At 72.1% G+C, this 23898-nt stretch carries 21 protein-coding genes; 12 read left to right on the forward strand and 9 right to left on the reverse strand.

Features of this window, described 5'->3' with window-relative positions; translation table 11 throughout:
• Window position 1: 1 nt before the first annotated feature.
• Together HAV40_RS01750 and HAV40_RS01755 are read left to right on the forward strand one after the other, a co-directional pair.
• A complete protein-coding gene (locus HAV40_RS01750) occupies window positions 2–403 on the forward strand; it encodes a VOC family protein (protein WP_166378290.1) in 402 nt (133 codons plus the stop codon).
• 401 nt (window positions 404–804) lie between these two features.
• Window positions 805–6255: an ATP-binding protein gene (locus HAV40_RS01755; RefSeq protein WP_166378292.1), complete on the forward strand. Its 5451-nt coding sequence runs from the start codon at window positions 805–807 to the stop codon at window positions 6253–6255.
• A 130-nt stretch (window positions 6256–6385) separates the two neighbouring features.
• On the opposite strand, the gene HAV40_RS01760 is transcribed toward HAV40_RS01755, so the two are convergent.
• A complete protein-coding gene (locus HAV40_RS01760; RefSeq protein WP_166378294.1) occupies window positions 6386–6799 on the reverse strand; it encodes a MarR family winged helix-turn-helix transcriptional regulator in 414 nt (137 codons plus the stop codon).
• Between the two features lie 95 nt (window positions 6800–6894).
• Between HAV40_RS01760 and HAV40_RS01765 the strand changes: the two genes are divergently transcribed.
• Window positions 6895–8682: an ABC transporter ATP-binding protein gene (locus HAV40_RS01765; protein WP_166378296.1), complete on the forward strand. Its 1788-nt coding sequence runs from the start codon at window positions 6895–6897 to the stop codon at window positions 8680–8682.
• Window positions 8679–9167 carry a hypothetical protein gene (locus HAV40_RS01770; protein ID WP_166378298.1) on the forward strand — a complete coding sequence of 163 codons (489 nt, stop codon included), beginning with the start codon at window positions 8679–8681 and terminating at the stop codon, window positions 9165–9167. The genes HAV40_RS01765 and HAV40_RS01770 overlap by 4 nt, the downstream gene beginning before the upstream one ends.
• Before the next feature lie 47 nt (window positions 9168–9214).
• Here HAV40_RS01770 and HAV40_RS01775 read toward each other — a convergent pair whose 3' ends face one another.
• The 3 genes from HAV40_RS01775 to HAV40_RS01785 all read right to left on the reverse strand — a co-directional run bounded on the left by HAV40_RS01775 (window position 9215) and on the right by HAV40_RS01785 (window position 13212).
• Window positions 9215–9532 (reverse strand): hypothetical protein, encoded by a 318-nt coding sequence (locus HAV40_RS01775; RefSeq protein ID WP_166378300.1) that lies wholly within the window; start codon window positions 9530–9532, stop codon window positions 9215–9217.
• Window positions 9533–9602: 70 nt separating this feature from the next.
• Complete coding sequence (locus HAV40_RS01780) at window positions 9603–11477, reverse strand: CASTOR/POLLUX-related putative ion channel (RefSeq protein WP_203671306.1); 1875 nt, start codon at window positions 11475–11477, stop codon at window positions 9603–9605.
• 184 nt (window positions 11478–11661) lie between these two features.
• Window positions 11662–13212, reverse strand: coding sequence for an MFS transporter (locus tag HAV40_RS01785; RefSeq protein WP_166378302.1), 1551 nt, complete (start codon window positions 13210–13212; stop codon window positions 11662–11664).
• 150 nt (window positions 13213–13362) lie between these two features.
• Between HAV40_RS01785 and HAV40_RS01790 the strand changes: the two genes are divergently transcribed.
• From HAV40_RS01790 to HAV40_RS01800, 3 genes are all read left to right on the forward strand, one after another.
• Window positions 13363–13995, forward strand: coding sequence for a TetR/AcrR family transcriptional regulator (locus HAV40_RS01790; protein ID WP_166378304.1), 633 nt, complete (start codon window positions 13363–13365; stop codon window positions 13993–13995).
• The gene (locus HAV40_RS01795; protein ID WP_239086271.1) at window positions 13992–15020 is read left to right on the forward strand and encodes a zinc-dependent alcohol dehydrogenase; all 1029 of its coding nucleotides are present in this window, start codon (window positions 13992–13994) and stop codon (window positions 15018–15020) included. Before HAV40_RS01790 ends, HAV40_RS01795 begins: the two co-directional genes overlap by 4 nt.
• A 191-nt stretch (window positions 15021–15211) precedes the next feature.
• Window positions 15212–15634 (forward strand): hypothetical protein, encoded by a 423-nt coding sequence (locus HAV40_RS01800; RefSeq protein WP_166378306.1) that lies wholly within the window; start codon window positions 15212–15214, stop codon window positions 15632–15634.
• Between the two features lie 42 nt (window positions 15635–15676).
• Here the strand turns inward: HAV40_RS01800 and HAV40_RS01805 are convergent, their stop codons facing one another.
• Together HAV40_RS01805 and HAV40_RS01810 are read right to left on the reverse strand one after the other, a co-directional pair.
• Complete coding sequence (locus HAV40_RS01805) at window positions 15677–15994, reverse strand: hypothetical protein (protein WP_166378308.1); 318 nt, start codon at window positions 15992–15994, stop codon at window positions 15677–15679.
• 145 nt (window positions 15995–16139) lie between these two features.
• The gene (locus HAV40_RS01810; RefSeq protein WP_166378310.1) at window positions 16140–16613 is read right to left on the reverse strand and encodes a GNAT family N-acetyltransferase; all 474 of its coding nucleotides are present in this window, start codon (window positions 16611–16613) and stop codon (window positions 16140–16142) included.
• Window positions 16614–16746: 133 nt separating this feature from the next.
• Between HAV40_RS01810 and HAV40_RS01815 the strand changes: the two genes are divergently transcribed.
• The 3 genes from HAV40_RS01815 to HAV40_RS01825 all read left to right on the forward strand — a co-directional run bounded on the left by HAV40_RS01815 (window position 16747) and on the right by HAV40_RS01825 (window position 19210).
• Window positions 16747–17541, forward strand: a complete 795-nt coding sequence (locus HAV40_RS01815; RefSeq protein WP_239086272.1) for a hypothetical protein — start codon at window positions 16747–16749, stop codon at window positions 17539–17541.
• Window positions 17542–17622: 81 nt separating this feature from the next.
• On the forward strand, window positions 17623–18246 hold the full coding sequence (locus HAV40_RS01820) for a hypothetical protein (RefSeq protein WP_166378312.1): 624 nt from the start codon (window positions 17623–17625) through the stop codon (window positions 18244–18246).
• 43 nt (window positions 18247–18289) lie between these two features.
• Window positions 18290–19210 carry an NAD-dependent epimerase/dehydratase family protein gene (locus tag HAV40_RS01825; protein WP_166378314.1) on the forward strand — a complete coding sequence of 307 codons (921 nt, stop codon included), beginning with the start codon at window positions 18290–18292 and terminating at the stop codon, window positions 19208–19210.
• On the opposite strand, the gene HAV40_RS01830 is transcribed toward HAV40_RS01825, so the two are convergent.
• A complete protein-coding gene (locus HAV40_RS01830) occupies window positions 19207–20160 on the reverse strand; it encodes a helix-turn-helix transcriptional regulator (RefSeq protein WP_166378316.1) in 954 nt (317 codons plus the stop codon). The genes HAV40_RS01825 and HAV40_RS01830 overlap by 4 nt on opposite strands.
• Window positions 20161–20239: 79 nt before the next feature.
• Between HAV40_RS01830 and HAV40_RS01835 the strand changes: the two genes are divergently transcribed.
• Entirely contained in the window at window positions 20240–20794 is a 555-nt protein-coding gene (locus HAV40_RS01835) for a mycothiol transferase (protein WP_166378318.1), read from the forward strand.
• Between the two features lie 10 nt (window positions 20795–20804).
• On the opposite strand, the gene HAV40_RS01840 is transcribed toward HAV40_RS01835, so the two are convergent.
• Window positions 20805–22367 carry a hypothetical protein gene (locus HAV40_RS01840; RefSeq protein WP_166378320.1) on the reverse strand — a complete coding sequence of 521 codons (1563 nt, stop codon included), beginning with the start codon at window positions 22365–22367 and terminating at the stop codon, window positions 20805–20807.
• A gap of 41 nt (window positions 22368–22408) precedes the next feature.
• Between HAV40_RS01840 and HAV40_RS01845 the strand changes: the two genes are divergently transcribed.
• Complete coding sequence (locus HAV40_RS01845) at window positions 22409–22873, forward strand: GNAT family N-acetyltransferase (RefSeq protein ID WP_166378322.1); 465 nt, start codon at window positions 22409–22411, stop codon at window positions 22871–22873.
• Between the two features lie 20 nt (window positions 22874–22893).
• Here the strand turns inward: HAV40_RS01845 and HAV40_RS01850 are convergent, their stop codons facing one another.
• Window positions 22894–23886, reverse strand: coding sequence for an alpha/beta hydrolase (locus HAV40_RS01850; protein ID WP_166378324.1), 993 nt, complete (start codon window positions 23884–23886; stop codon window positions 22894–22896).
• Window positions 23887–23898 lie beyond the last annotated feature (12 nt).

Below are 23898 nucleotides of genomic sequence, written 5' to 3' on the forward strand. Positions count from 1 at the left end.
CATGGTCCGCGAGCTGCGGCTGGTCGTCACGGCACCTGACTACGACGAGGCGCTGCGGTTCTACCGCGACGTGCTCGGCATGGGCGAGCTGGGCGCGTTCTCCTCGCCGGGCGGGCGGGTCACCATCCTCGACGCGGGGCGCGCGACGCTGGAACTCGCCGACCCGCCGCACGCCGCGTACATCGACGCGGTCGAGGTGGGCAGCCGGGTGGCCGGGCAGATCCGGGTCGCTTTGCAGGTCGACGACGCTGCCACGGTCACCGCGACCCTGGTCGCGAACGGGGCGGAGCTGGTCGCGGAGCCGGTGCGCACACCGTGGAACTCGCTCAACTCCCGCCTCGAGGCCCCCGCCGGCCTACAGTTGACCATCTTCGAAGAACTGGACCGCCTCAGCCAGGGCTGACACCCCCACCCCCACCCCCATAGACGCTGGCCTATCACATCGAATATTCGCTGATCGAACTCGATGTCATAGGCCAGCGTCTATCAGGGACCCGTCAGATCGCCACGAACCCCGCTATAGGCGCCGAGGTTCAGCAGCGTGAAAGTGGCCGCCGCGACCACAGGCACGCGACCATGAAACCAACACCCATGCTCCATACGACCCCCAAAGGTCGAGGATCTTGTCTTGCTATAAGGGCTAATGTCCGTTTACACTCCAGCTCAATTTGTGGGATCTCCACAAAACTAGCTGTCGCCTACTGAGGGGTACAGCGGTTTCCTACTGGCCGGTAGCTGGAAGGGTTGTTCACGGGGATCCGCCCTGAAGGGGTCCCGAGTTCAGTCATTGGGAAGGCTTGATCGGTGTTCAGTCGCATCGCCATCGTCAACCGGGGAGAGGCCGCCATGCGGCTGATCCACGCCGTCCGCGAGATCAACGCCGAGAGCGGTGCCCCACCGATCGAGACGATCGCCCTCTACACCGAGGCCGAGCGCACCGCCACGTTCGTCCGCGAGGCTGACGACAGCTACTGCCTCGGCCCCGCCTCGGCGCGTCCCTACCTCGACCATGCCGTGCTGGAGCGCGCCCTGGTCGAGATGCAGGCCGACGCCGCGTGGGTGGGCTGGGGCTTCGTCGCCGAGGACCCGGCGTTCGCCGAGCTCTGCGAGAAGATCGGCGTCACCTTCATCGGCCCGAGCGCCGAGGCCATGCGCAAACTCGGTGACAAGATCGGCTCGAAGCTGATCGCCGAGGAGGTCGGCGTGCCGGTCGCGCCGTGGAGCCGGGGCGCGGTGGAGAGCCTGGAGGCGGCCACCCGCTCGGCCGCCGCGATCGGCTACCCGCTGATGCTCAAGGCCACCGCGGGCGGTGGCGGGCGCGGCATCCGCGTCGTACGCAGCGACGAGGAGTTGGCCGACGCGTACGAGCGCACCAGCCTGGAGGCCAAGCGCGCCTTCGGCAGCGGCATCGTCTTCCTGGAGCGCCTGGTCACCGGCGCCCGGCACGTCGAGGTCCAGGTCATCGCCGACGGCCAGGGCACCGCGTGGGCGCTGGGCGTGCGCGACTGCTCGGTGCAGCGCCGCAACCAGAAGGTCATCGAGGAGTCGGCCTCGCCGGTGCTCGCCCCCGCGCAGGTGGCCGAGCTGAAGTCGGCGGCCGAGCGGCTGGCGCTCGCGGTGGCCTACCGGGGCGCGGGCACCGTCGAGTTCCTCTACCACCCCGGTGAGAAGCTGTTCGCCTTCCTGGAGGTCAACACCCGCCTGCAGGTCGAGCACCCGATCACCGAGGCGACCACCGACTTCGACCTGGTCAAGGCCCAGATCCACGTCGCCTCGGGCGGCCGCCTGGGCGACCTGATCCCGGCCGAGGTCGGTCACGCCGTCGAGGCCCGGCTCAACGCCGAGGACCCCGACCGCGACTTCGCGCCCTCGCCGGGCCGGATCGAGCGGCTGACGCTGCCCGCGGGTCCCGGCGTCCGGGTGGACACCGGCGTCAGCGAGGGCGACGTGATCCCCGCCGACTTCGACTCGATGATCGCGAAGATCATCGCTTTCGGGCGTACGCGGGAGGAGGCGCTCGGCCGGCTGCGCCGCGCGGTCGCCGACACCACCGTCATCATCGAGGGCGGCGCGACCAACAAGAGCTTCCTGCTCGACCTGCTCGACCAGCCCGAGGTGATCGACGGCAGCGCCGACACCGGCTGGATCGACCGGGTCCGCGCGCAGGGCCGCCTGGTCACCACCAAGCACTCCGGCATCGCCCTGGCCGCCGCCGCGATCGAGGCGTACGAGGACGAGGCGCTGGTCGAGCAGCAGCGGCTGCTGTCCACCGCGCACGGCGGCCGCCCGCAGGTCCAGCACAAGAGCGGCCGGCCGATCGACCTCAAGCTGCGCGGGGCCGCCTACCGGGTGTCCGTCGCGCAGATCGGACCGCACCGCTTCCGGGTCGGCATCGACCAGGCGCCGACCGTCGACGTCGAGCTGGAGCGCTTCGACGAGCACACCGGCCGGGTCCTGGTCAACGGCCGCCGGTTCCGGCTGGTCACCGACACCCACGGCCCGATCCACCTGGTCGAGGTCGACGGCGTCACGCACCGCGTCAGCCGCGACGAGGGCGGCGTGCTGCGCTCCCCCGCCCCCGCGCTGGTCGTGGCGACCCCCTGCAAGCTCGGTGACGAGGTCGAGGCGGGCGCGCCCGTGCTCGTGCTGGAGAGCATGAAGATGGAGACGGTGCTGCGCGCACCGGTCAAGTCGAAGATCCGCGAGCTCAGCGTCTCCGTGGGCAGCCAGGTCGAGTCCGGTGCGCCGCTGATGCGCCTGGAGCCGATCGGCGACGCCACCGACGCCGAGGCCGCCACGACCGACGCCGTCGACCTGGAACTGCCGCCCGAGCCCGACGGCCTGACCGCCGAGGCCCGCGTCGCCCGCGGCCTGGCCGACCTGCGCAGCCTGCTGCTCGGCTACGACCTCGACCCGCGCGACGAGCGCCGGGCGCTGTCGTCCTACCTGGCCGGGCGGGCCGAGCTGGGCCGGGTGCCGATCGAGGGCGAGGTCGAGCTGCTGCAGGTCTTCGCGGACCTGTCCGAGCTGACCCGCAACCGGCCGGCCGGCGAGGAGACCCAGGCCGACACCCGCGTGCACAGCCCGCGCGAGTTCTTCCACGCGTACCTGCAGAGCCTGGACGTCGACCGGGCCGGGCTGCCCGAGGCGTTCCGGCAGCGGCTGGCCCGGGTGCTCGCGCACTACGGCGTCGACGGCTTCGACCGTACGCCCGCGCTCGAAGAGGCCGTGTTCCGGATCTTCCTGGCGCAGCAGCGGTCCTCGGCCGACGTCGCGGTGATCGTGTCGCTGCTGCAGCAGTGGCTGACCGAGCCGATCCCCGGCGAGGCCCAGCGCGAGCCGGTCGGCCAGGCGCTGGAGCACCTGATCTGGGCGACCCAGGTCCGCTTCCCGGTCGTCGGCGACCTGGCCCGCAGCATCGTGTTCCGCTGGGCCGCCCAGCCGATGCTGCGCCGCAAGCGCGCCGAGGTCTACAACGAGGTCCGCGACCACCTGCGCCATCTCGACCGCGACCCGGCCGCGCCGGACCGCGACGAGCGCATCGCGAAGATGGTCGCCTCCCCCGAGCCGCTGGTCCGGCTGCTCGCCCAGCGCATCGGCCGCAAGGGCGTCGACAACGGGCCGATGCTGGAGGTGCTCAGCCGCCGCTACTACGGCAGCCGCGGCATCAGCGACACCCGCTGCGCCGAGGTCGCCGGGCACACGTTCTTCACCGCCACGTACGAGCGCGACGGCGAGCGCTACCGCCTGGTCACCACGGCGACGGACTTCGCCGGGCTGCCCGCCGCCCTGGCCAGGACGGCCGAGCTGGCCGAGGGGACGTCGTTCGCCGACGTGTACCTGACCTGGGCCGATCAGCCCGACACCGACGCCATGGCCCGTACGCTGCGCGAGGTGCTCGACAGCACCGGCGTGCTGGACGTGGTGCAGCGGGTCACGGTGTCGGTGGCCGGGCCCACCGGCGCGGCGATGCACCACCACTTCACGTTCCGGCCGGGACAGGGCGAGGACCGGGTCATCCGCGGGCTGCACCCGCAGATCGCCGAGCGCCTGCAGTTGCCGCGGCTGCGCAACTTCGACCTGACCCGCCTGCCGTCCATCGACGAAGAGGTCTACCTCTTCCGCTGCGTCGCCCCGGACAACCCGGCCGACGAGCGCCTGGCGGCGATGGCCCAGGTCCGCGACCTGACGCCGCTGCGCGACGCCGACGGCCGGGTGCTGGCCCTGCCCGCGCTGGAAGGCATGCTCGACGGCTGCCTGGACGCGATCCGCAAGGTCCAGGCACGGCGACCGGCCAAGAAGCGCCTCGACACCAACCGCATCACGCTGTACGTCTGGCCGTCCAGCGAGCTGACCGTGGAGGAGCTGAACGCGGTCATCCAGCGGGTGCTGCCGCGCACCGCCGGGGCGGGCCTGGAGCAGGTGCTGGTCCTGGGGCGCCAGCGCGACGAGCTGACCGGCGAGATGGCCGACGTCGCGGTCGAGGTGTCCTTCGACGCGGGCGCGCGGATGTCGGTGACCTCGCCGACGACCGAGCCGATCGAGCCGCTGGACGACTACCGGCAGAAGGTGCTGTCGGCCCGCCGCCGCGGCACCACCTACCCGTACGAGCTGACCGGCCTGCTGTCCGGCCGGGGCGGCACGTTCACCGAGCACGACCTCGACGACACGGGCGAGCTGGTTCCGGTGGAGCGGCCCCGGGGGCGCAACAAGGCGGGCATCGTGGCCGGTGTGGTCAGCACACCGACCGCGCGCTACCCCGAGGGCGTCACCCGGGTGGCGCTGCTCGGCGACCCGACCAAGGCGCTGGGCGCGCTGTCGGAGCCGGAGTGCGCGCGGATCATCGCGGCGCTGAACCTGGCCGAGCGGATGCAGGTGCCGGTCGACTGGTTCGCCCTGTCGGCGGGCGCGCGCATCTCGATGGACTCGGGCACCGAGAACATGGACTGGGTCGCCGCGGCGCTCAAGCGCATCGTCGAGTTCACCCAGGACGGCGGCGAGATCAACATCGTGGTCGCGGGCATCACGGTCGGCGCGCAGCCGTACTGGAACGCCGAGGCCACCATGCTGATGCACACCAAGGGCATCCTGGTGATGACCCCGGACTCGGCGATGGTGCTGACCGGCAAGCAGTCGCTGGACTTCTCCGGCGGCGTGTCGGCCGAGGACAACTTCGGCATCGGCGGCTACGACCGGGTGATGGGCCCCAACGGCCAGGCCCAGTACTGGGCCCCGGACCTGCGGGCCGCCCAGGGCGTGCTGATGTCGCACCACGAGCACACCTACGTCGCGCCCGGTGAGGCCGGACCGCGCCGCGCGCCGACCAGCGACCCGGTCGACCGGGACATCTCCGGTTACCCGCACGCGGTGCCCGACAGCGACTTCACCACCGTCGGGCAGATCTTCTCCCGCGAGCACAACCCCGACCGCAAGAAGCCGTTCGACATCCGCACCCTGATGCGCGCCCTGGCCGACCAGGACCACGTGATCCTGGAGCGCTGGGCGGGCATGGCCGACGCCGATACCACCGTCGTACAGGACGTGCACCTGGGCGGCATCCCGGTCTGCCTGCTGGGCATCGAGTCGCGCTCGGTGCCGCGGCACGGCTTCCCGCCCACCGACGGCCCCGACACGTACACCGCGGGCACGCTGTTCCCGCAGTCGTCGCGCAAGGCCGCCCGGGCGATCAACGCGGCGAGCGGCAACCGGCCCCTGGTCGTGCTGGCGAACCTGTCCGGGTTCGACGGCTCACCGGAGTCGATGCGCAAACTCCAGCTGGAGTACGGCGCGGAGATCGGCCGGGCGATCGTCAACTTCCGCGGCCCGATCGTGTTCTGCGTGATCTCCCGGTATCACGGCGGCGCGTTCGTCGTGTTCTCCAAGGCGCTCAACCCGAACATGACCGTGCTGGCACTGGAGGGCTCGTTCGCGTCGGTGCTCGGCGGGGCTCCGGCGGCGGCCGTGGTGTTCGCGGGCGACGTCAACGCCCGTACCGCCAAGGACGCGCGAGTGGTGGACCTGGAGACGCGTATCGCGGCTGCGACCGGCGGCGAGAAGGCGGCCCTGGTCGGCGAGCTGCTCGACGTACGGGCCTCGGTCCGGGCGGAGAAGCTGAGCGAGGTCGCCGCCGAGTTCGACAGCGTGCACAGCATCCAGCGCGCCGTCCAGGTCGGCTCGGTCGACGCCATCATCCGCGCCGACGAACTCCGCCCCCAGATCATCGCCGCCATCGAACGCGGCCTCACCCCCGCCTGACCGCCCCGGTCGGCGACGCCCCCTCGGCCTCGCCGCCCCTCCTTCCGCAACTCTTAAAGACTCGCGCCCTCACCCACCCGGGAGGGCGCGAGTCTTTAAGAGTTGCGCCAGGGGTGGGTGGGGTGGGGGGTCAGGTGAGTTTGCGGAGGAGGTGGGAGAGGTGGGTTTGGTCTTCGGGGCTGAGGGCGCTGAAGAAGCGGTCGGCTTCGGCGCGGCGGGCTGATTCGATCGCTCGGGCGGTTTCGCGGCCGGGGTCGGTCAGGGCGACGAGGGTGGCCCGGCGGTCGGCGGGGTCGGGGCGGCGTTCGACCAGGCCGCGGGCCTGGAGGTCGTCGACGACCTCGGTGGCCGAGCGGGGGGCGATGCGCAGCTGGTCGGCGAGTTCGTTGAGGCGCAAGGCCTCCTGGCGGCCGAGCACGTGCAGGGCACGTGACTGCGACGGGGTGATCTGCCAGGGGGCCAGGGCGTCCTTGGTGAGGTGCCGCAGGCGGCGGGCGACCGCCCAGAAGGCCTCCGACAGGCCTGCTTCCTCGTGCTCGTCCACGGGAATACCGTACCAGTGGTTGCTGTTGGAACCTCATGTTGAGGTAACCTCAGCATCCACCCACGGAAGGAACCGCCCCCTTGGAAAGCCAACCCATGGAACGAGGAGGCCGCCGCGGCGGCCCGCAGACCGTCACCGCCGAGGAGAAGGCGCAGGCCCGCGAGGTATCGCTGCGCCGTATCGGCACCCTGTTCACCGCCCACCGCTGGCAGCTCGCCGTGGTCACCGCGATCATCGTGGCATCGTCGGTGATCGCCATGGCCACGCCGTTCCTGCTGCGCGAGGTCATCGACGTCGCCCTGCCCCAGGCCGACCTGACCCTGCTGGTCTGGCTCGTGCTGGGCATGGTCGCCGTGGCCGGGCTCACCTCCGCGCTCGGCGTCGTGCAGACATGGATCTCCACCACCGTCGGCCAGCAGATCATGCACCGGCTGCGCACCGAGGTCTTCACCCACCTGCACCGGCAGTCGATCGCCTTCTTCACCCGCACCCGCACCGGCGAGGTGCAGTCGCGCATCACCAACGACATCGGCGGTATGCAGTCCGTCGTCACCTCGACCGCGACCTCCGTCGCGTCGAACCTCACCACCACCGTCGCCACCGCCGTGGCCATGGCCGCCCTGTCCTGGCGGCTGTCGCTGGTCTCCCTGGTCGTGGTCCCCCCGGCCGTGTACCTGACCCGCCGCGTCGCCCGGATGCGCCGCACCATCACCGCGCAGCGCCAGCGCGAGCTGGCCGACCTCAACGTCACCATCGACGAGGGCCTGTCGATCAGCGGGGTACAGCTGAGCAAGACCACCGGCACCGGCCCCGTGCTGGTCGAGCGCTTCACGAACTCGTCCGCGCGCCTCATCGACCTGGAGCTGCGCTCGGAGCTGGCTGGCCGCTGGCGGATGGCCTCGATGAGCATCATCTTCGCCGCCATCCCCGCGGTCATCTACTTGAGCGCGGGCCTGCCCGCGACCGCCGGCACGCTGAGCATCGGCACCCTGGTCGCGTTCACGGCGCTGCAGGCCAACCTGTTTCGGCCGCTGATGGGCCTGCTGAACGTCGGTGTTTCGCTGACCAGCTCACTGGCCCTGTTCGCCCGGATCTTCGAGTACCTGGACCTGCCGGTCGACGTGGACGACCCGGCGCACCCGGTCGAACTCGACCCCGCCCGCGTCACCGGACACCTGCGCATCGAGGACGTCACCTTCGCTTACCCCGGCAGCGAGACCGCCGCCGTCGCGGGCGTCAGCCTCGACGTGCCCGCGGGCAGCTCGCTGGCCCTGGTCGGCGAGACCGGCTCGGGCAAGAGCACCATCGCCGCGCTGATCTCCCGGCTGTACGACCCGGCCGCTGGCCGCATCACCGTCGACGGCGTCGACCTGCGCGACCTGCGGCTGGCCGACCTGGCCCGTATCGTCGGCGTGGTCAGCCAGGAGACCTACCTGCTGCACACCACGATCAGGGAGAACCTGCGCTACGTGAAGCCGACCGCCACCGACGCCGAGATCGAGCGGGCCGCCCGTGCCGCACAGATCCACGACCTGATCACCGGCCTGCCCGAGGGCTACGACACCGTCGTGGGCTCGCGCGGGCACCGCTTCTCCGGCGGCGAGAAGCAGCGCATCGCCATCGCCCGCACCCTGCTGCGCGACCCGCGCGTCCTGGTGCTCGACGAGGCGACCAGCGCCCTGGACACCCAGACCGAGCGGGCCGTGCAGCGCGCCCTGGACGAGCTGAGCCGCGGGCGCACGACGATCACGATCGCGCACCGCATGTCGACCGTGCGCGACGCCGACCAGATCGCGGTGCTCGACCACGGCCGCATCCTCGAGTCCGGCTCGCACCGCAACCTCGTCGAGGTCGGCGGCCGGTACGCGGCCCTGGCCGCATGACCCGGCACCGCTTCCACGGCGACGAGGCCCGCTTCGACGTGCTCGCCGACTTCGTGACCGCCCGGTTCCCGCAGGCACGGTACGTGGCCGACGTGGCCGGGGGTCAGGGAATGCTGACCCGGCTGCTGCGCAAGCGGTTCGGCCTGGAGGCGGAGGTGGTTGACCCGCGCGGCTGGACGCTCAAGGGCGTGCCCGCCCGCGCCGAGCCCTACCTCGCCTCGCTGGCCGACTACTACGACCTGATCGTGGGCCTGCATCCCGACGAGGCGCTGCGCGAGGTGGTGGACTCGGCCAGGGTCCGGCCCGTGCTGGTCGTGCCGTGCTGCAACTTCTGGGACCGCGACCGCAGACTCGGCCGCGACGAGCTGCTGACCGCGATCACCACCCATCACCGCGCCCTCGGCGGCCGGGCCGAACACGTCGAACTCGCCTTCCGCGGCCCGAAGAACCACGCCCTGGTCCTGCTGCCGCCCCGAAACGCCTGAGCCGCCGTCGCGCTCCCCTGGGCCGACAGGCCCCGCGCAGCGCCCGGTCAGGCCCTGCGGCGGCGGGACAGGAACACGTAGAGCAGCGTCACCCCCGTGATCGTCAAGGCGACGCCCGCCGCGATGGCGATCATGACGATGCCGGACAGCACCGCCATGCCCTCCAGCTCGCCCGCCAGCAAGGCGAGCACCACGAACACGGTGAGCACGAGCGCGAGCAGCCAGGCGACCCCCGACAGCCCGATCAGGATCCTGCCGAGCAGCCGGATCCGCGGACGCGCGCCAGGCGCGGCACCGGGCGACGCCGAGTGCACCTCGGTCGGGCCGCGAAGCTGGGGCTGCGGCTGCCGTGCTGAGTCTGACATGGAGGGCAGCGTAGCGTCCGACTGCCAGAGGGCCGTGGTGGTCGCGGCCACGGCCCTGCTCGCGGCCTGTTCAGTCGGTGGCGATCACGATCACGCTGTCGCCCGCGTCCAACCGGACCAGGCTGGACCGGCGCGGATTGAGCATGACGCCGTAGAACGGCGGCTGGTCGGCGTTGTCGTGGCTGCGGTAGCCGATCGCCGACTCCCCGCGCCGCCGGGCGGACTCCACCACGGTCGCGAAGGTGACCTCCGCGCCGGGCTGCACGTAGTCGGCGGCAGGCTTCAGGTGGATCTCCGCGCCGGAGGCGTCGAACAGGTCGGCGAACACCTCGTACAGGTGCCGGTTCTCGGCGAGCTGGGTCATCAGCAGGCTGATCAGCCGCGCCGAGACCACGAAGTCGTCGGCCTTGGTGACCTGGGCGACCTCGCGGTTGCCGTCGTCGTTCATCTCAGTGACGATCGAGTACGGCTCGCCGAGGTTGACCTCGATGTCACGCAGGTGCAGCAGCGTCACCAGGGTGCGGTCGTCGGCGTGGTCGGGCGCGGCGGAGTCGTCGGACAGCACGATGATGTGCTGGTAACCGCCCAGCTCCATACGCTCCAGGTCACGGCGGCTGGTGGGCTGGCAGCGCTGGTAGCCGACGGTCAGGTTCTCCCGGCTCGCCGCCAGCGCCTCCTCCGGCGGCAGCGGGGCGGCGACGTCCACCGCCGAGCCGGGCTCGGCGAAGCGGTCCAGCAGGTCGAGCACCCGGTCGGCACGCGAGTTCCAGCCGACCACCAGGGTCCGGTCCGGGGCCACCTTCGTGTCGGGCACCAGCACGATCGCGTCGGCGTGCACCCGCGCCGGGTCGGCGGCCAGCTCGATGAGCAGGTCGTCCTCGGCGACGAGAATGACCTCGTCGCCCGTGCCCAGCACGGTGTCGGTCGGCGGGTTGACCGCGATCGTGCCGTCCGCGCGGCGCAGGCCGATCGGCGAGCCCGCCTCGAACGCGCCGAGGACGTCGCCGTACGACCGGCCGGCCAGGGTGGGCTCGGGACGGATGTAGATCTCGTTGCCCGCGAAGTCGAGCAGGTCGGTGCAGACCGTCGACAGGCCCGACTGCCGGTGCGACTGCACGACCATGCGTACGGCGATGTCGTCGGCGTCGATGACCAGCGCGTGCTTGCCCGCAGCGAGTTTCGCGGCGGCGACGTTGGCCGACTCCTGCACCGCGGCGACCACGTGCGGGCGCGCGGACGGCCAGGGCCGGTTGTTCAGCAGCAGCAGCACCTTGATGACGTCGATGTCGGGGTCGTCGCCGGTGGGCGACAGCACCATCACCGCGCGGGCCGTGTCGAGGTTGACCAGGTCGAGGTCGCTGCGCTTGAGCGGGCTGCCGGACCGGCAGACGACGCGGGTGCGGCCGGTGTCGCCGACCCGCGCCCGGATCTGGTCCTCCATCTCGACCTTGTCCCGGTCGGCGAGCACGACGACCGTGGACCGGCGCGAGCCGCGGTTGGCCGCGGCCAGCTCCCCTACCACGGTGAAGACCTGGTCGGACCAGCCGAGCACCACGATGTGGCCCTGGACGGTCACCTGGGAGCGGCCCTTGCGCAGGTTCGTGATGGCGTCGTTGAGCCCGGTGGTGAGCACGCCGATCAAAGAGCTGACGAGGAAGATGCCGCCGATGGTGACGAGGAGCATCAGCGCCAGGTAGAACGAGCTGCCGCCATCTGCGCCCATGGTGCCCGGGTCGAGGGTGCGCAGCACACTGCGCCACAGGACGGCGGACCAGCCCCCGTCGCGCGCGGTGTCGTCGGCGGCGAAGAGCATCGCGAGTCCGGTCACGACGGTGATCAGAACCAGTGACGCCAGGCCGAGCCAGCCGATGAGGGCGGGCGTGCCCCGGTCCATCGTGCCGTCGAACCAGACGCGTAGGCGTCGCCGCACTCCCAGCCGTACCACTGAGGTTCCTCCCCTGGCGGCCGTCGACCGGCCGCCGAATGTCCAATAGGCAGAGACATCCTAGGGAGCAGCCGGGCGTCGGCCCGCAGGCCGTCCGGCTCGTTCTCCGGGACGGGCGGTGTAGCGGGATCGCCGCATGGCAGGGGCCGGGACCGCCCGGTGCGGGACGGTCCCGGCCGGCAGGTCACCGGCCTGCGGTGGCCTGCTCGCGGTGGTGTCCGGTGTGCAGGTGGGGCAGGTGCAGTTCGGCGGGCTCGGGCGGGAGGTCGTCGACGCCCGCGGCCACCGCCTGCTCGTGGCGGCGGTGCGCGGAGGGCAGGGCGAGCGACGCGACGACGGCCAGTACGGCCACCCCCGCGCAGACCCAGAACCCGGTGCTGAACGCCGCGTCGGTCGGCAGGCCGCGCGGGGTGCTGTTCGAGGTGATGACGGCGGCGACGACGGCCGCGCCGATGCTGCTGCCGATGGTCCGGGCGATGGTGTTGACGCTGGTGGCCTCACCGGTCTGGGTGGCCGGCACGCTCTCGATGATGGCGTTGGACATGGCAGCGAAGGCCAGGCCGATGCCCGCGCCGACAGCCAGGCCGGAGACGACGACCTGCCATTCGACGTTGTGCGCGATGGCGGGCAGCGTGAAGCCGCCGACGACGGCGACGGCGCCCAGGAACAGCGGCAGTTTCGGCCCGAACTTGCGGACCAGCAGCCCGGCGAGCGGTCCGAAGACCACCATCGACACGACGGTGGGCAGCAGGAACAGACCCGCCTCCGACACCGACTTGCCGTAGCCGTAGCCGGTGGCGGCAGGCAGCTGCAGCAGGGTCGGCACCAGCAGGAACGAGCCGAACATCGCGAAGCCGAGGATGAGGGCGACCAGGTCGGTGGCCCATACGCCGCGGATCTTCATGAGCCGCATGTCGACCAGCGGCTCGCTGACCCGCAGCTCGACCACGACGAACAGGATCATGGTGACCGCGCCCACGGCGAGCAGGCCGATGGTCTGCGCCGAGGCCCAGCCCCAGGACTGGCCCTTGCTGATGGCCAGCAGCAGCGACACCAGCGAGACCGACAGGATGGCGGTGCCGAGCACGTCGAGCTTGCCGGGCTTGCGCACCGGCGACTCCTTCATCCCGAAGATCGCGCCGAGCAGCGCCACCACGACCAGCACCAGGGGCAGCCAGAACAGCCAGTGCCAGGACAGGTGCTCGACGATCGGCCCGGCGGCGACGATGCCGACGCCCGCGCCGACGCCGAAGATCGCCGACAGCAGGCCGACGGTGGCGCTGACCTTCTCGCGGGCCAGTTCGTCGCGGACCATGCCGATCGACAGCGGCATGATCGCGCCCGCCGCGCCCTGCAGGGCCCGCGCGACGATGAGCACGCCCAGGTTCGGGGCCAGCGCGGCGAGCAGGGTGCCCAGCGCGAGCACGGCGAGCACGGCGATGAGCACGCGGCGCTTGCCGACCATGTCGCCCAGGCGGCCGAGGATGGGTGTCAGCACCGAGGCCGACAGCAGGTACGCGGTGAGGATCCAGCTGGCGCTGGCGGTGGTGACCTTCAGGTCCCCCGCGATGGTGGACATCGCCGGGGCGACCAGCGACTGCAGCACCGCGAAGGCGAGTCCGCCCAGTGCCAGGTACATCACCAGTAGGCCGCCACCGGTGCGGCGGCCCGTCGGCGCGTCCGGCCGGCCCTCGGTGGACCCGGCGGTGCCCGGCCCCACGATCGTCTGCGTCATGAAGAACGCTCCAAGCATGTTGTAAACATCTGCTGACTTGGTGAGTATTACGCGCCCGAAGCGCGGTCAACAGTTGTTTACATCACTGGTAAGCAGTTGTTTACGTCACGTTCGGAGCTCGCTATCCTGGTACGGGAGTGAGAGGAATCCATGGCCACCACCAGCCTGCACGCCTCCCCCGAGCACCCGGCGGGGCCGCGTCGCCGCGACGCGGCCGGCACCCGGCAACTACTGCTCGACGCCGCCCGCCGCCGCTTCGCCGCGCACGGATACACCGGCACGACCGTGCGCGACATCGCCGACGAGGCCGGGGTGAACGTCGCGCTGATCAGCCGCTACTTCACCTCCAAGGAGGGCCTGTTCGAGGCGTGCCTGGTCGGCGCGGTCGACGAGCTCAGCCACGCGGTGGCCCCGGACGTGACCCTCGACGGGGTGCCCTCCGCCATCGCCGAGCACCTCGCCGGGACCGGGGTGGGCAGCCGCCCGGACCAGTTCCTGCTGCTGCTGCGGTCCTCCGGTGACGAGCAGGCCGACCGGATCAGGCGCAACACCGTGCATTCGTTCGCCGAGCGCCTGGCCACGGCCGCAGGCTGGCGGCCCGGCCACCCCGACGGTGACCGCATCATGCTCCGCGCCCAGGTCGCGCTGGCCACCGGCTTCGGCATCGTCCTGCTGCGCTCCTCCACCGGCCTGGAACCGCTGTCCTCGGCCGGACCGCAGGACCTGCTCCCTCCGATGCGGGACCTCATCGACGCGCTGCTGCGCGAACCCGGCCCGCGGTGAGCGCCGCGACGATGCGCGCGGCGGTGCTGACCGCGCCGGGCGAGTGCTCGGTGCAGGAGGTGCCCGCGCCCGTCGCGTCCGCCGGTGAGGTCGTCGTGGACGTCGAACGGGTCGGGGTCTGCGGCACCGACGTCGAGTTCTTCACCGGGGAGATGGCATACCTGCACGAGGGGCACGCCCGGTTCCCGATGCGGTTGGGCCACGAGTGGGCCGGGATCGTCCGCGCGGTCGGCGACGGCGTCGACCCTGCCTGGCGCGGCAGGCGCGTCATGGGCGACACCATGCTCGGCTGCGGCCGCTGCCGGCGCTGCGAACGCGGCCACCAGCACGTGTGCGCCGACCGGCAGGAGGTCGGCATCCGCGGCGGCCGCCCCGGCGCGCTGGCCGAGCAGCTGGCCGTGCCCGTCACCTCGCTGCACGAACTGCCCGGCAACGTCGACCCCGCACTCGGGGCGCTGGTCGAGCCGGGCGGCAACGCCCTGCGGGCCGCGCGTGCCGCCGCGCTCACGCCGGGCGATCGGGTGCTCATCCTGGGTCCGGGCACGATCGGGCTGCTCACCGCCATGTTCGCCCGCGCGACCGGGGCCGAGGTGCACCTGATGGGCCACACCGCCGCCTCGCTGGCCTTCGCCCGGTCCCTCGGCTTCACCGCGTGGACCGAGCGGGAACTGCCCGACGTCGCGTTCGACGCCGTCATCGACGCGACCAACGCCGCGTACCTGCCCGCCAGGGCGCTCGACCTGGTCGAACCCGGTGGGCGCGTCGTCTGCATCGGCCTGGCGGGCTCGCCGAGCCACATCGACACCCGCACCCTGGCGCTCAAGGACGTCACCGCCGTCGGTGTCCTGTCCGCCTCCCCCGGCCTCGCCGCCACGATCGCCGCGTACGCCACCGGACAGGTCGATCCGCGGCCGCTCGTCGCCGCCACGGTCGGCCTGGACAGGGTGGGCGCGGTGCTGGCCGGTGCGCCGATCGCGGGCGCGGGGCCGGGACCCAAGGTCCACATCGATCCACGATCGCACTGAGCCGGGTGGGCCGGACGATCCGGCCCACCCGGCGGTGCGCGTCACGACGCGCCGCACACCGAAAGTCATGGAACTCCGGCCTCAGGCACTCCCTCCGCAGGGGGGTGCCGTCACACCCGCCCATGCCACCCCCCACGATGTGGTGGAAGGGTGCGATGATGCCGACCCAGAAGCTTCCGAGAGAGGTGTCCGTGACACTGCCCGAGTGGGTGAAAGCGGCCGTCATCGCCGCGGCCGCGAGTGCCGCCGCGGTCCTGTGCACGCCATGGGCGGCGGCGCTGGTGCCCGACGCGCCAGGATCCAGCGACTACCACGTCCCGCTCACCTGGCAGGACGCCGCACAGCCGGTCGCGCTCGCGATCATCGCGCTGGCCGGCGGCCGATGGGGGCTGAGCGTGCTGGTCACGGGCCTGGCCGTCACCATGCCCGCCGCGGTCGTCTACAGCGTCTACGGCGAGTACTTCGTGGACGCCGCCGGGGCCGGTCTGTGGCCGGTGGGGATCGTCGTGCTCGCGCCGCTCGTGTTCGGTGCCGCCGTGGGGCTCGCCGCCCTGGGCAGGATGCGCCGCCGCCGGCTCGGCGCGCGGCGGCGAGCGGCCCGCGCTGCCGCCTGAACCGGCAGCCGGGCCGTCACCGGCGATGGTCGGGCGACGGCATCAGCCGATGCGCGGCAGCCTCACCCGAGCCGACATCGTCAGCTGGTACAGGCCTTCGGCGACCTCGGGCCGGGTCCGCAGCGCGTCCTCCAGCCTGACCCGCCACTTGCCGCCCTCGTCGTCGCGCGCGTTGAGGCGCGGCGAGGTCGTCAGCTCCTTGCGGGTGGCCAGCAGATCCCGGCGGTAGGACGGCCCCAGCAGGGTCCCGAGCTGGTCGCAGTACCAGGCGAACAGGCCGGTGTCGGCGAGCGACACACCCGTCAGAATCCTGGCCGCGTCGAAGGCGATTCTTGGCTGGTGACGCACGATGCTGTCCACACGGGCCTCCCCCGAGACGATGACTCATGGCAATCAACCGATGGTCCTGGACGGCCCCGCGCCGCGCAATACCCCGGGCGGCCGACGATGGCCGCAGCCCTGGCCGCCCGCACCTCGACGACCCGCATCGTCCCGCGCTGACCGGTCAGGCGATCGGCTTGGCCATCTGCTGGGCCATGACCGTGAAGCCCAGGCTCTCGTACAGCGCGATCGCCCGGGTGTTGCCCCCGAACACGTTGAGGCCGAACCGCGTGGCGCCCTGCCGGCGCAGCTCGTCCTCGACGGCCAGGACCATCGCGCGGCCGTGGCCTCGGGACTGGTGTTCCGGGTCCACCTCGACGTTGTGCAGCCAGGCCATCTCGGGGCGGCCCGGCGCGCCCGGCAGCGTGGCCCAGACCCAGCCGACCGTCACGCCGTCGACCTGCGCGGACCGCAGGATCGCCCACGCGGTGTCCAGCCCCTGCGGCAGGACCTCCGCCATCTGGCGCAGCGCCTCTGCCTCGGCGTCCGCGCCGCTCATGCCCCGCTGCTGCCGCAGATTGGTGGCGTAGCGCCGACGCAGGGCGGCCGCGCGGTGCTCGTAGTCGGCGGCGGACATGGGGACGAGGACGAGACTCACACGAGCTCCAGGCAGATCGGTCACGGGCTTCGGCCATCCTGCCCGACCTCGCGGTACATTGCCGAACTGGTCGGCCGACGCGGCAGGCGCGACCGTGGGACACGGCGACCGGCCAGGTGGGAGGGCAGCGGCGATGCGAGTGACGATGGCCAGCGTCCCGGGGCACGACGGGCGCGTCAACGAGGACTTCGCCGCGGCGACGGCGACCGCGGCGGTGCTGGTCGACGGCGCGGGCATCCCCGGCGCGGAGGCGGTCTGCCGCCACGGCGTGGCCTGGTATGCCGTACGCCTCGGTGGCAGTCTGCTCGGTCTGCTGACCCTCGACCCGGCGTCCAGCCTCACGGCGGTGCTCGCCATGGCCATCGACGAGGTGACCGGCGAGCATCGGGACACCTGCGACGTCGCCGACCCGATCAGCCCGTCGGCGGCCGTCGCCATGCTGCGCGTGTCCGGCGACCGGCTCGACCACCTGGTGCTCGGCGACGCGACACTCGTGCTGAACCGGGCCGAGGGTGAACCGCTGGTCGTCACCGATCCGCGTGAGGTCGTCATCAGCCGGTCCTACGCGTCCGAGCTCGCGGGCAGGACGCCAGCAAGCGAGGAGTACCGGCGCGTGCTGCGGGAACTGCGCGCCCGCCGGAACCGGCCGGGCGGCTTCTGGGTCGCCAAGGACGACCCGGGCGCGGCCCACGAGGCGCTGACCGGCACCTGCGCGGTCGCCGGGTTGACCGGCGCGGCACTGCTCAGCAACGGCGCCAGCCGACTCGTGGACCGGTTCGCGTCGACCGGCTGGCCGGACGCGATGGCCCTGCTCGCCACCCACGGGCCGGGCGAGATCATCGACCGGGTCCGCCGGGCTGAGGCGCGGCACGCGGTCGCGGCCGACGACGCGACCATCGTCCACTGCACCTGGCTGGACCAGGCCTGACGGGCTCCCGCAGCGCTGCCCGGCGGCACGGCACAGGTCAACCTGCTCGACAGACCCGGCGGCGGTCGGTTCAATCGGGTCGTGGACGGCTTCGAAGCATGGCTGGCATACCTGTTCGACCGGCCCGCCGACGACGACGGCTCGTGGGACGACCGGCCCCACGAGTGGTTCGACCGGTACGCCCGCCGGGACACGCCCGCGGCGACGGCGCAACGGATCCGGGAGCTGTTCGGCAACGCGGGCGCCCTGCTGCGGCACCACTCCGACGACCAGGTCGCCCGGGGCGTGCGCGACATCACCGATGCCGGGACCATTGGCGTGCTCAGCTCCCGGCAGGTCCCGGTGGTGCTGCGTACCACCGCCATCCGGTCGATCGGCACGCTGTACGCCGAGGTCTTCGCGGCACGGATCGAGGTCGAAACGCAGCGGAACACCCCGAAGCTGCAGGACGTGTGCTTCATGTTCTTCGACATCGCGGCCCTCGACCTGGGCGACGACACCGTGCTCGACGTGCTGGAGGACATCGCGGGCCTGCCGTCGGTCGCGTGCCAGCGGGCGGCCCTGCACGGCCTGGGCCACGCACACGGGAAGGCACCCCGGGCGGCACGGACGATCGTGGACCGGTGGCTGGCCCGCAACCGTGGCGCACCGCGGGAGCTGCGGGACTATGCCGCCGCCGCCGCGCGCACGGGTGAGGTGATGTGACCCCGCGTGACGGCCCCACCGGTCCGGAGTGGACGATGCGACCGTGAGAATTCTGGTGGTGGGCGGAACGGGCCTGATCGGCGCGCACGTCGTGGACGTGCTGGGTGAACGCGGTCATGCCGCGACCACGATGGCACGGTCCGCCGGTCCGGGCGTCGACCACGTGCTCGACCTCGGCGCGGCGTCCGTCGACGAGCTGCGGTCGCTGCTGGCGGGCCACGACGGGGTGGTGTACGCCGCCCGCTCGGACGAGCAGCGGCCGCTGCCCAAGCCGATCCACCCGGCGTTCCGCCGGGACATGGTCGACCCGGTGGTGCGCCTGTTCACCGCAGCCCGCGCCGAGGGCCTGACCCGCGGCGTCATCATGGGCTCGTACTACACCTACTTCGACCGGCTGCACCCCGAATGGCGTCTGCCGCAGCGCCACGTCTACATCCGGTGCCGGGTCGAGCAGGCGGCCGAAGCCCGCGCGGCGGCTGGACCGGAGCTGCCGATCGCGGTGCTGGAACTGCCGTTCGTCTTCGGCCGGGCCGGTGACCGCCTGCCGAACTGGGCCGGTCCGCTGGACGGCTGGGCCAGGTCCCGCGCACCGCTGGCCGCGCCCGTCGGCGGGACGGCGGCCACGACCGCCCGCAACGTGGCCGAGGTCGCGGTCGACGCGCTGGAGCGGGCCGACGGCGCGGACATCCCCGTCGCCGACGAGAACCTGACCTGGCACGACCTGATCGGGCGTATCGCCGCCGCGGTCGGCCGCAAGCGCCGGGTCCGTCACCTGCCCGCCGGGATCGTCCGGGCCGCCGTCCGCTCCGGTGGTGTGCTGCAGTACCTCGGGCGCAAGGAATCGGGCATCAACCCGGCTCACTTCGCGGGGCTGATGCTCGCGAGGTTATTCGTCGAGCCGCCGTCGGGCCGCCCGCTGGACGCGGCGTTGCGGGAGACGTTCGAGGACAGGTCGGCCGGTTAGCCGGAGGCCGCGAGCAGGCGCTGGCCGAGCACCTGGGCGGTGTGGCGGATCTCGGGTCCGCCGACGATCCGGAACGCCACCGGAACCGCCGTGAGCTGCTGGGCGTACCACCAGGGATTGCTGGTCGTGCCGAGCAGGCGGCAGGTGCCGTCGTCGACGGGTTCGACTCGTCCCAGGTTCGGCGGCACGTGCCGCGCCGCGTCGGCGGCGGGCGCCTCGATGATCACCTCCACGGTGTACTCCCAGCCGACCGCGAGGTGTTCCTCCAGCGTGGCGACCGGGTCGAGGTCGGCCGGGGGCACGAACCCGTCGTCGAGGATGTCGACGGCGCGGACCCGGTCGATCCGGTATGCCCGCCGCCCGTCCGACGTGTGCGACCAGCACAGCAGATACCAGCGGCTGTGCCGCACCACGACCGCCCACGGGTCCACGTCCAGGTCCCGCTCCACACCGGCCTCGGAGCGGTAGCGCAGCCGCACCTGCCGCCGCTCGGCACCGGCGCGCACGAGTTCGGTGGTCGTCTGCGGGTCGGGCCGGGCGGCTCCACGGTCGGGTGCCGGAGCGGTGGCCTGGCGTACGGCCTCGGCCTGGGCGGCGACCTGCTCCGGGAGCGCCCGTACGATCTTGCCCAGGGCGCTGCCGACGGGGCTGGTCGGGTCGCCCGCGTCGTGGTGGCCGTCGAGGACGGCCATGACCAGGCCCAGTGCCTCCGTCGCGCTGAACACCAGCGGCGGCAGCCGCAGCCCCCGGCCCACCCGGTAGCCGCCGTACGGGCCGCGCATCGACTCGACCGGGATGCCCGCCTCGCGCAGGATGCCGACGTAGCGGCGGGCCGCCCGCTCGGACACGCCCAGCTTGTCGGCGATCCGCTCGGCGGTGATCCCAGGGTTGGCCTGCAGCAGCTCCAGCGCCATCAGCGCCCGCGCGGTCGGGCTCACGTCGGCTGTCACTCGGGTGTCCTTCCTGCGGTTCACGAAATCGCGCGAGTTCCGGAAGTGGAACGTCCGGAACCGAACCTAGCCTGCTCCCATGACCGACGACATCCTCCTGAGCACCACGAGCCACGAACCGTCGATGACGGCCGGCGAGGTCGAGATGCTGATGTTCGCCCTTGACCGCTCCCGCGCCACGTTCGCCTGGAAGTGCGGCGGGCTGGACGCGGCCGGACTGAACCGGAGGCAGCCGCCGTCGACGCTGACCCTCGGCGGCCTGCTCAAGCACATGGCTGCGGTCGAGGAGCGGTACACCATCGACTTCACGGGCGAGGCCCCTGGAGCGCCGCTGGACTCCCCCGAGGCCGCCGATCCGGCCTGGGTCTGGCGCAGCGCGGCCGACGACTCCCCTGCCGAGCTGTACGGGCTGTGGCAGGGCGCGGTCGAGCGCTCGCGGACCGCGATGGCGAAGTCACTCGCCGACGGCGGGCTCGACCAGCCCGCGAAGTACACGACCGACGGGGACGGCACGCCGCCCAACCTGCGGCGCATCGTGGTGGACCTGCACGACGAATACGCCCGGCACGTCGGCCACGCCGACCTGCTGCGCGAGGCCGTCGACGGCCTCACCGGTGAGGATCCGCCGCAGTGACGACGGGTACTCAGCCAGGCAACCGGATGCCCGGCGGCACCCACTCGGGGTCGAGTTCGAAGACGAACCGGTAGCCGTCGGCGCGATCCGCGGGGCCGAGCGTCTCCACCGGCCCCGCGGGCACGCCGTCCACGAACTGCTGCCGGTACGCGATTCCGTCACGCCACTGGTACGCGCTCACCCACAGGCTGAGCGCCGCAGCGACACCCACCCCGTAGTGCGGTTGGCAGTTGTACGGCCCGCGGGCGACGAGTTCGCCGACGTCGAGCTGCCCGGCCTCGACGCCCGTCGCGGCGGCGGAGAACTGCAACGGCCCTTCGAACTCCACTGCGACCTCCCCTGCCGACACGACGTCCAACAGTTTGCGCAGCAGGTCGGGATCAGTCCGGTCGGCGCTGAGGAACAGCTGAGGGCTGGCTCTGACCGACCATGTCGGCAGTGTCAGAAAGATTCTGACGCCGTCGTAGGTGGGGCGCCCTGCTCCATCGAGCGCCACAGGAACGCGTACTTCGCACCATTGTTCGCGGTCGTGCGGCAGACCCGCCGCCGCGAACATCTCACCGACGCCGGCGCAGGTCCCATCCCAGAGTTCGTCACGGTCGGTGAGAGCGCGGGCGAACCTCTCTTGCTCGGTCGAGACCACGTCACCGACCGGCAGCCCGGCAGGAAAAGCGTGGCGCAGGTACGGCCCGAACTCGGCCACCGGCCTCACAGCGCCACGCAGGCCGACGGCCGACAATGCGCCATGCACGAGCCGGCCGAAGTCTCCGGTTCGTTCGCAAACAGTTCGGATGAGCGCTCTGTGCGGTGGCTCGCGCAGCTGCGGAAGGTACATCATGCGATGGGCCGCAGGCACGAACGGCTCGGTGAACGAGTGGTCGAATGCGCGTGGGCGTTCAGCCGCCCGCGCCAGCACCTCGGTCGCGTCCGGGTCGTCGGAGAGGGCCGGGGCGAGGGCCGCACAGGTCCGCACGGCGAGCCTCGGATCGTCCAGCCAATTGCGTGGCGCGACGCCCAGCTCTCCGAGCCCGAAGACCAGACTGGCGCACTCACGGCGGTCGGCGGTCGCCAGGGCCGTCTCCTGGTGGTACGCGATCACGTCAGCCCGACGGGTAACCAATCGGGGATGTCTGACCAGCATCGCCGCTGTGCTGGCCGCCATCGTCCGGGTCCATGACGGCCAGCCTGGAGGAATCGGCCACACCGACGCGAACACCTCCGGCAGCAGAGCGAAGCAGTCGGCCAGCGGTCCGCCCTTCGACACCCGTACGGCATCGACGTCCGCCGTCACTCGCGCGATCTCGCGCAACAGGAACAGGACACCGTTGCGGATGGTGGCGTCACCGGCGCCGAGCGCGGGATCACCGAGCACCGCCACGAGTTCGCCGACAGCCCAGGCCGTGTGCGGGGTGAGCCGCCCATTGGCGAACACGCTCGGCCACAACGAGGAATAGGCCGCGCCGGCCCGATCCGGGTCCGTGTCACAGAGTTCGCTCAGCGCCGTCGCAAGGTCGACTGCGAGGACTCGCGGAGGTGTCGGCCCACTCCTGCCGGTCTCCTCGGAGTTAACCACGGACGGAGGCTACTCCTGGCACCTGCGGCTACAGTGGCCGTGTGGAACTGACGAGCGTCGCCGTGCCACGGACTTACCGGCTGCGGTCGGAGGTACTGGGTTGGGCGTCTCCGGCGATTCGGATCGACGCAGAAGCAGAACACTCGGCGCTGACCGACGGTGAAGCCGTTGTGGCAGCCGTCTCGCACATGAGCTGGCCGTGCCCTGATGAACCGGGCATCCCTGCGCGCTACTTCTGGGCGATGGCGGTCGACACCGCGTACCAGCGACGCGGGCTCGGGCGGCGGCTGCTCGCCGCGGTCGCGGACCGGGCTCGGGCCCGTGATGAGCAGGTGATGTGGGCGGACGCGCGCGAATCCGCCGTCGCCTTCTACCTGGCTTGTGGTGCGCGCGTCGCGGGCGAGCCCTACGTCGACGACGGCACCGGCCTGCTCGTCCGTCACGTGGTGTTCACGGAGATCTCCCCTGCGTGCCTGTCAGCCGGCGGCTCCGAGGCCACCGGCTGACAGGCTGAGGTTCCGCGAGGTCAGCCTGCGCGGCGCAGGCGGGCGAGCATGCCGTCGAGGTCGCGTACGAACATGTCGTGGCGGAAGACGTGCCCGCCGGGTCGTTCGTGCCACTCGTGCGGGATCCCGGCCTGGCCGAGCGCGGCGCGGAACTCCCGCTGCCCGGCCAGGACCTGGGTTTCGTTGGCGGTGTCGAACCAGTTGACCGGGTCCGGTGAGGTCCCGGCCACCAGGAAGATCCGCTTGTTGTGGTAGCTGGGAATGCGCTGCATCGGGTTGTCGGCGCTGACCCGGGCCTCGTTCCAGAACGGCGCGCCGTACACGGTGCCGCCGCCGAGGTCGAGCGCGGCGGAGGTGGCGTTGGCCCAGTGCACGACCAGGCCGAAGTCGCGGCGCAGGCTGGCCGGGCCGGAGTGGGCGCTGACGGAGCAGAAGTGGCCGTAGTACTTGGCGGCGTACTTCAGGGCGCCGAAGCCGCCCATCGAGAAACCGGCCACGGCCCGGCCGTTGTACTCGGCGAAGGTGCGGAAGTTGGCCTCCACCCAGGGCAGCAGCTGGCCGATGTGGAAGGTCTCCCAATTGCGCGGCCCGGCCAGGGAGTTGACCGGGTTGCTGTACCAGCCGGTGGACGCGTCAGGCATGACGATGATCAGTTCGCGGCCCGCGGTGAGGTTGATGATGTTGTCCTGCAGGTGGAAGGTACGAAAGTCCGCTCCCCCGCCCCCGTGCAGCAGGTACAGCACCGGGTAGCGCCGGCCGCTGGTGTGGTAACCGTCGGGGAGCAGGATGTTGACCGCGGGGTCCCACTCGATCGCGTCGGTGGCGAAGCGGTAGTACTGCAGCCGCCCCCCGTTCTCGTTGCGGCCGACGATGCGCAGGCCGAAGCCGTCGCCCGCAGCGTGCGCGGGGGTTGCGCCGAGCAGGCCGGCGGCCGCGCCGGTGACGCCTGCGGCCGCGACGCCGGTGAGCAGCCGCCGACGGCTGACGGGGCGGGGCGGGATGTGCTGGTCCATGTTTCCTCCGGA

This window comes from Catellatospora methionotrophica, from assembly GCF_011297335.1.
Taxonomy (GTDB): Bacteria; Actinomycetota; Actinomycetes; order Mycobacteriales; family Micromonosporaceae; genus Catellatospora; species Catellatospora methionotrophica.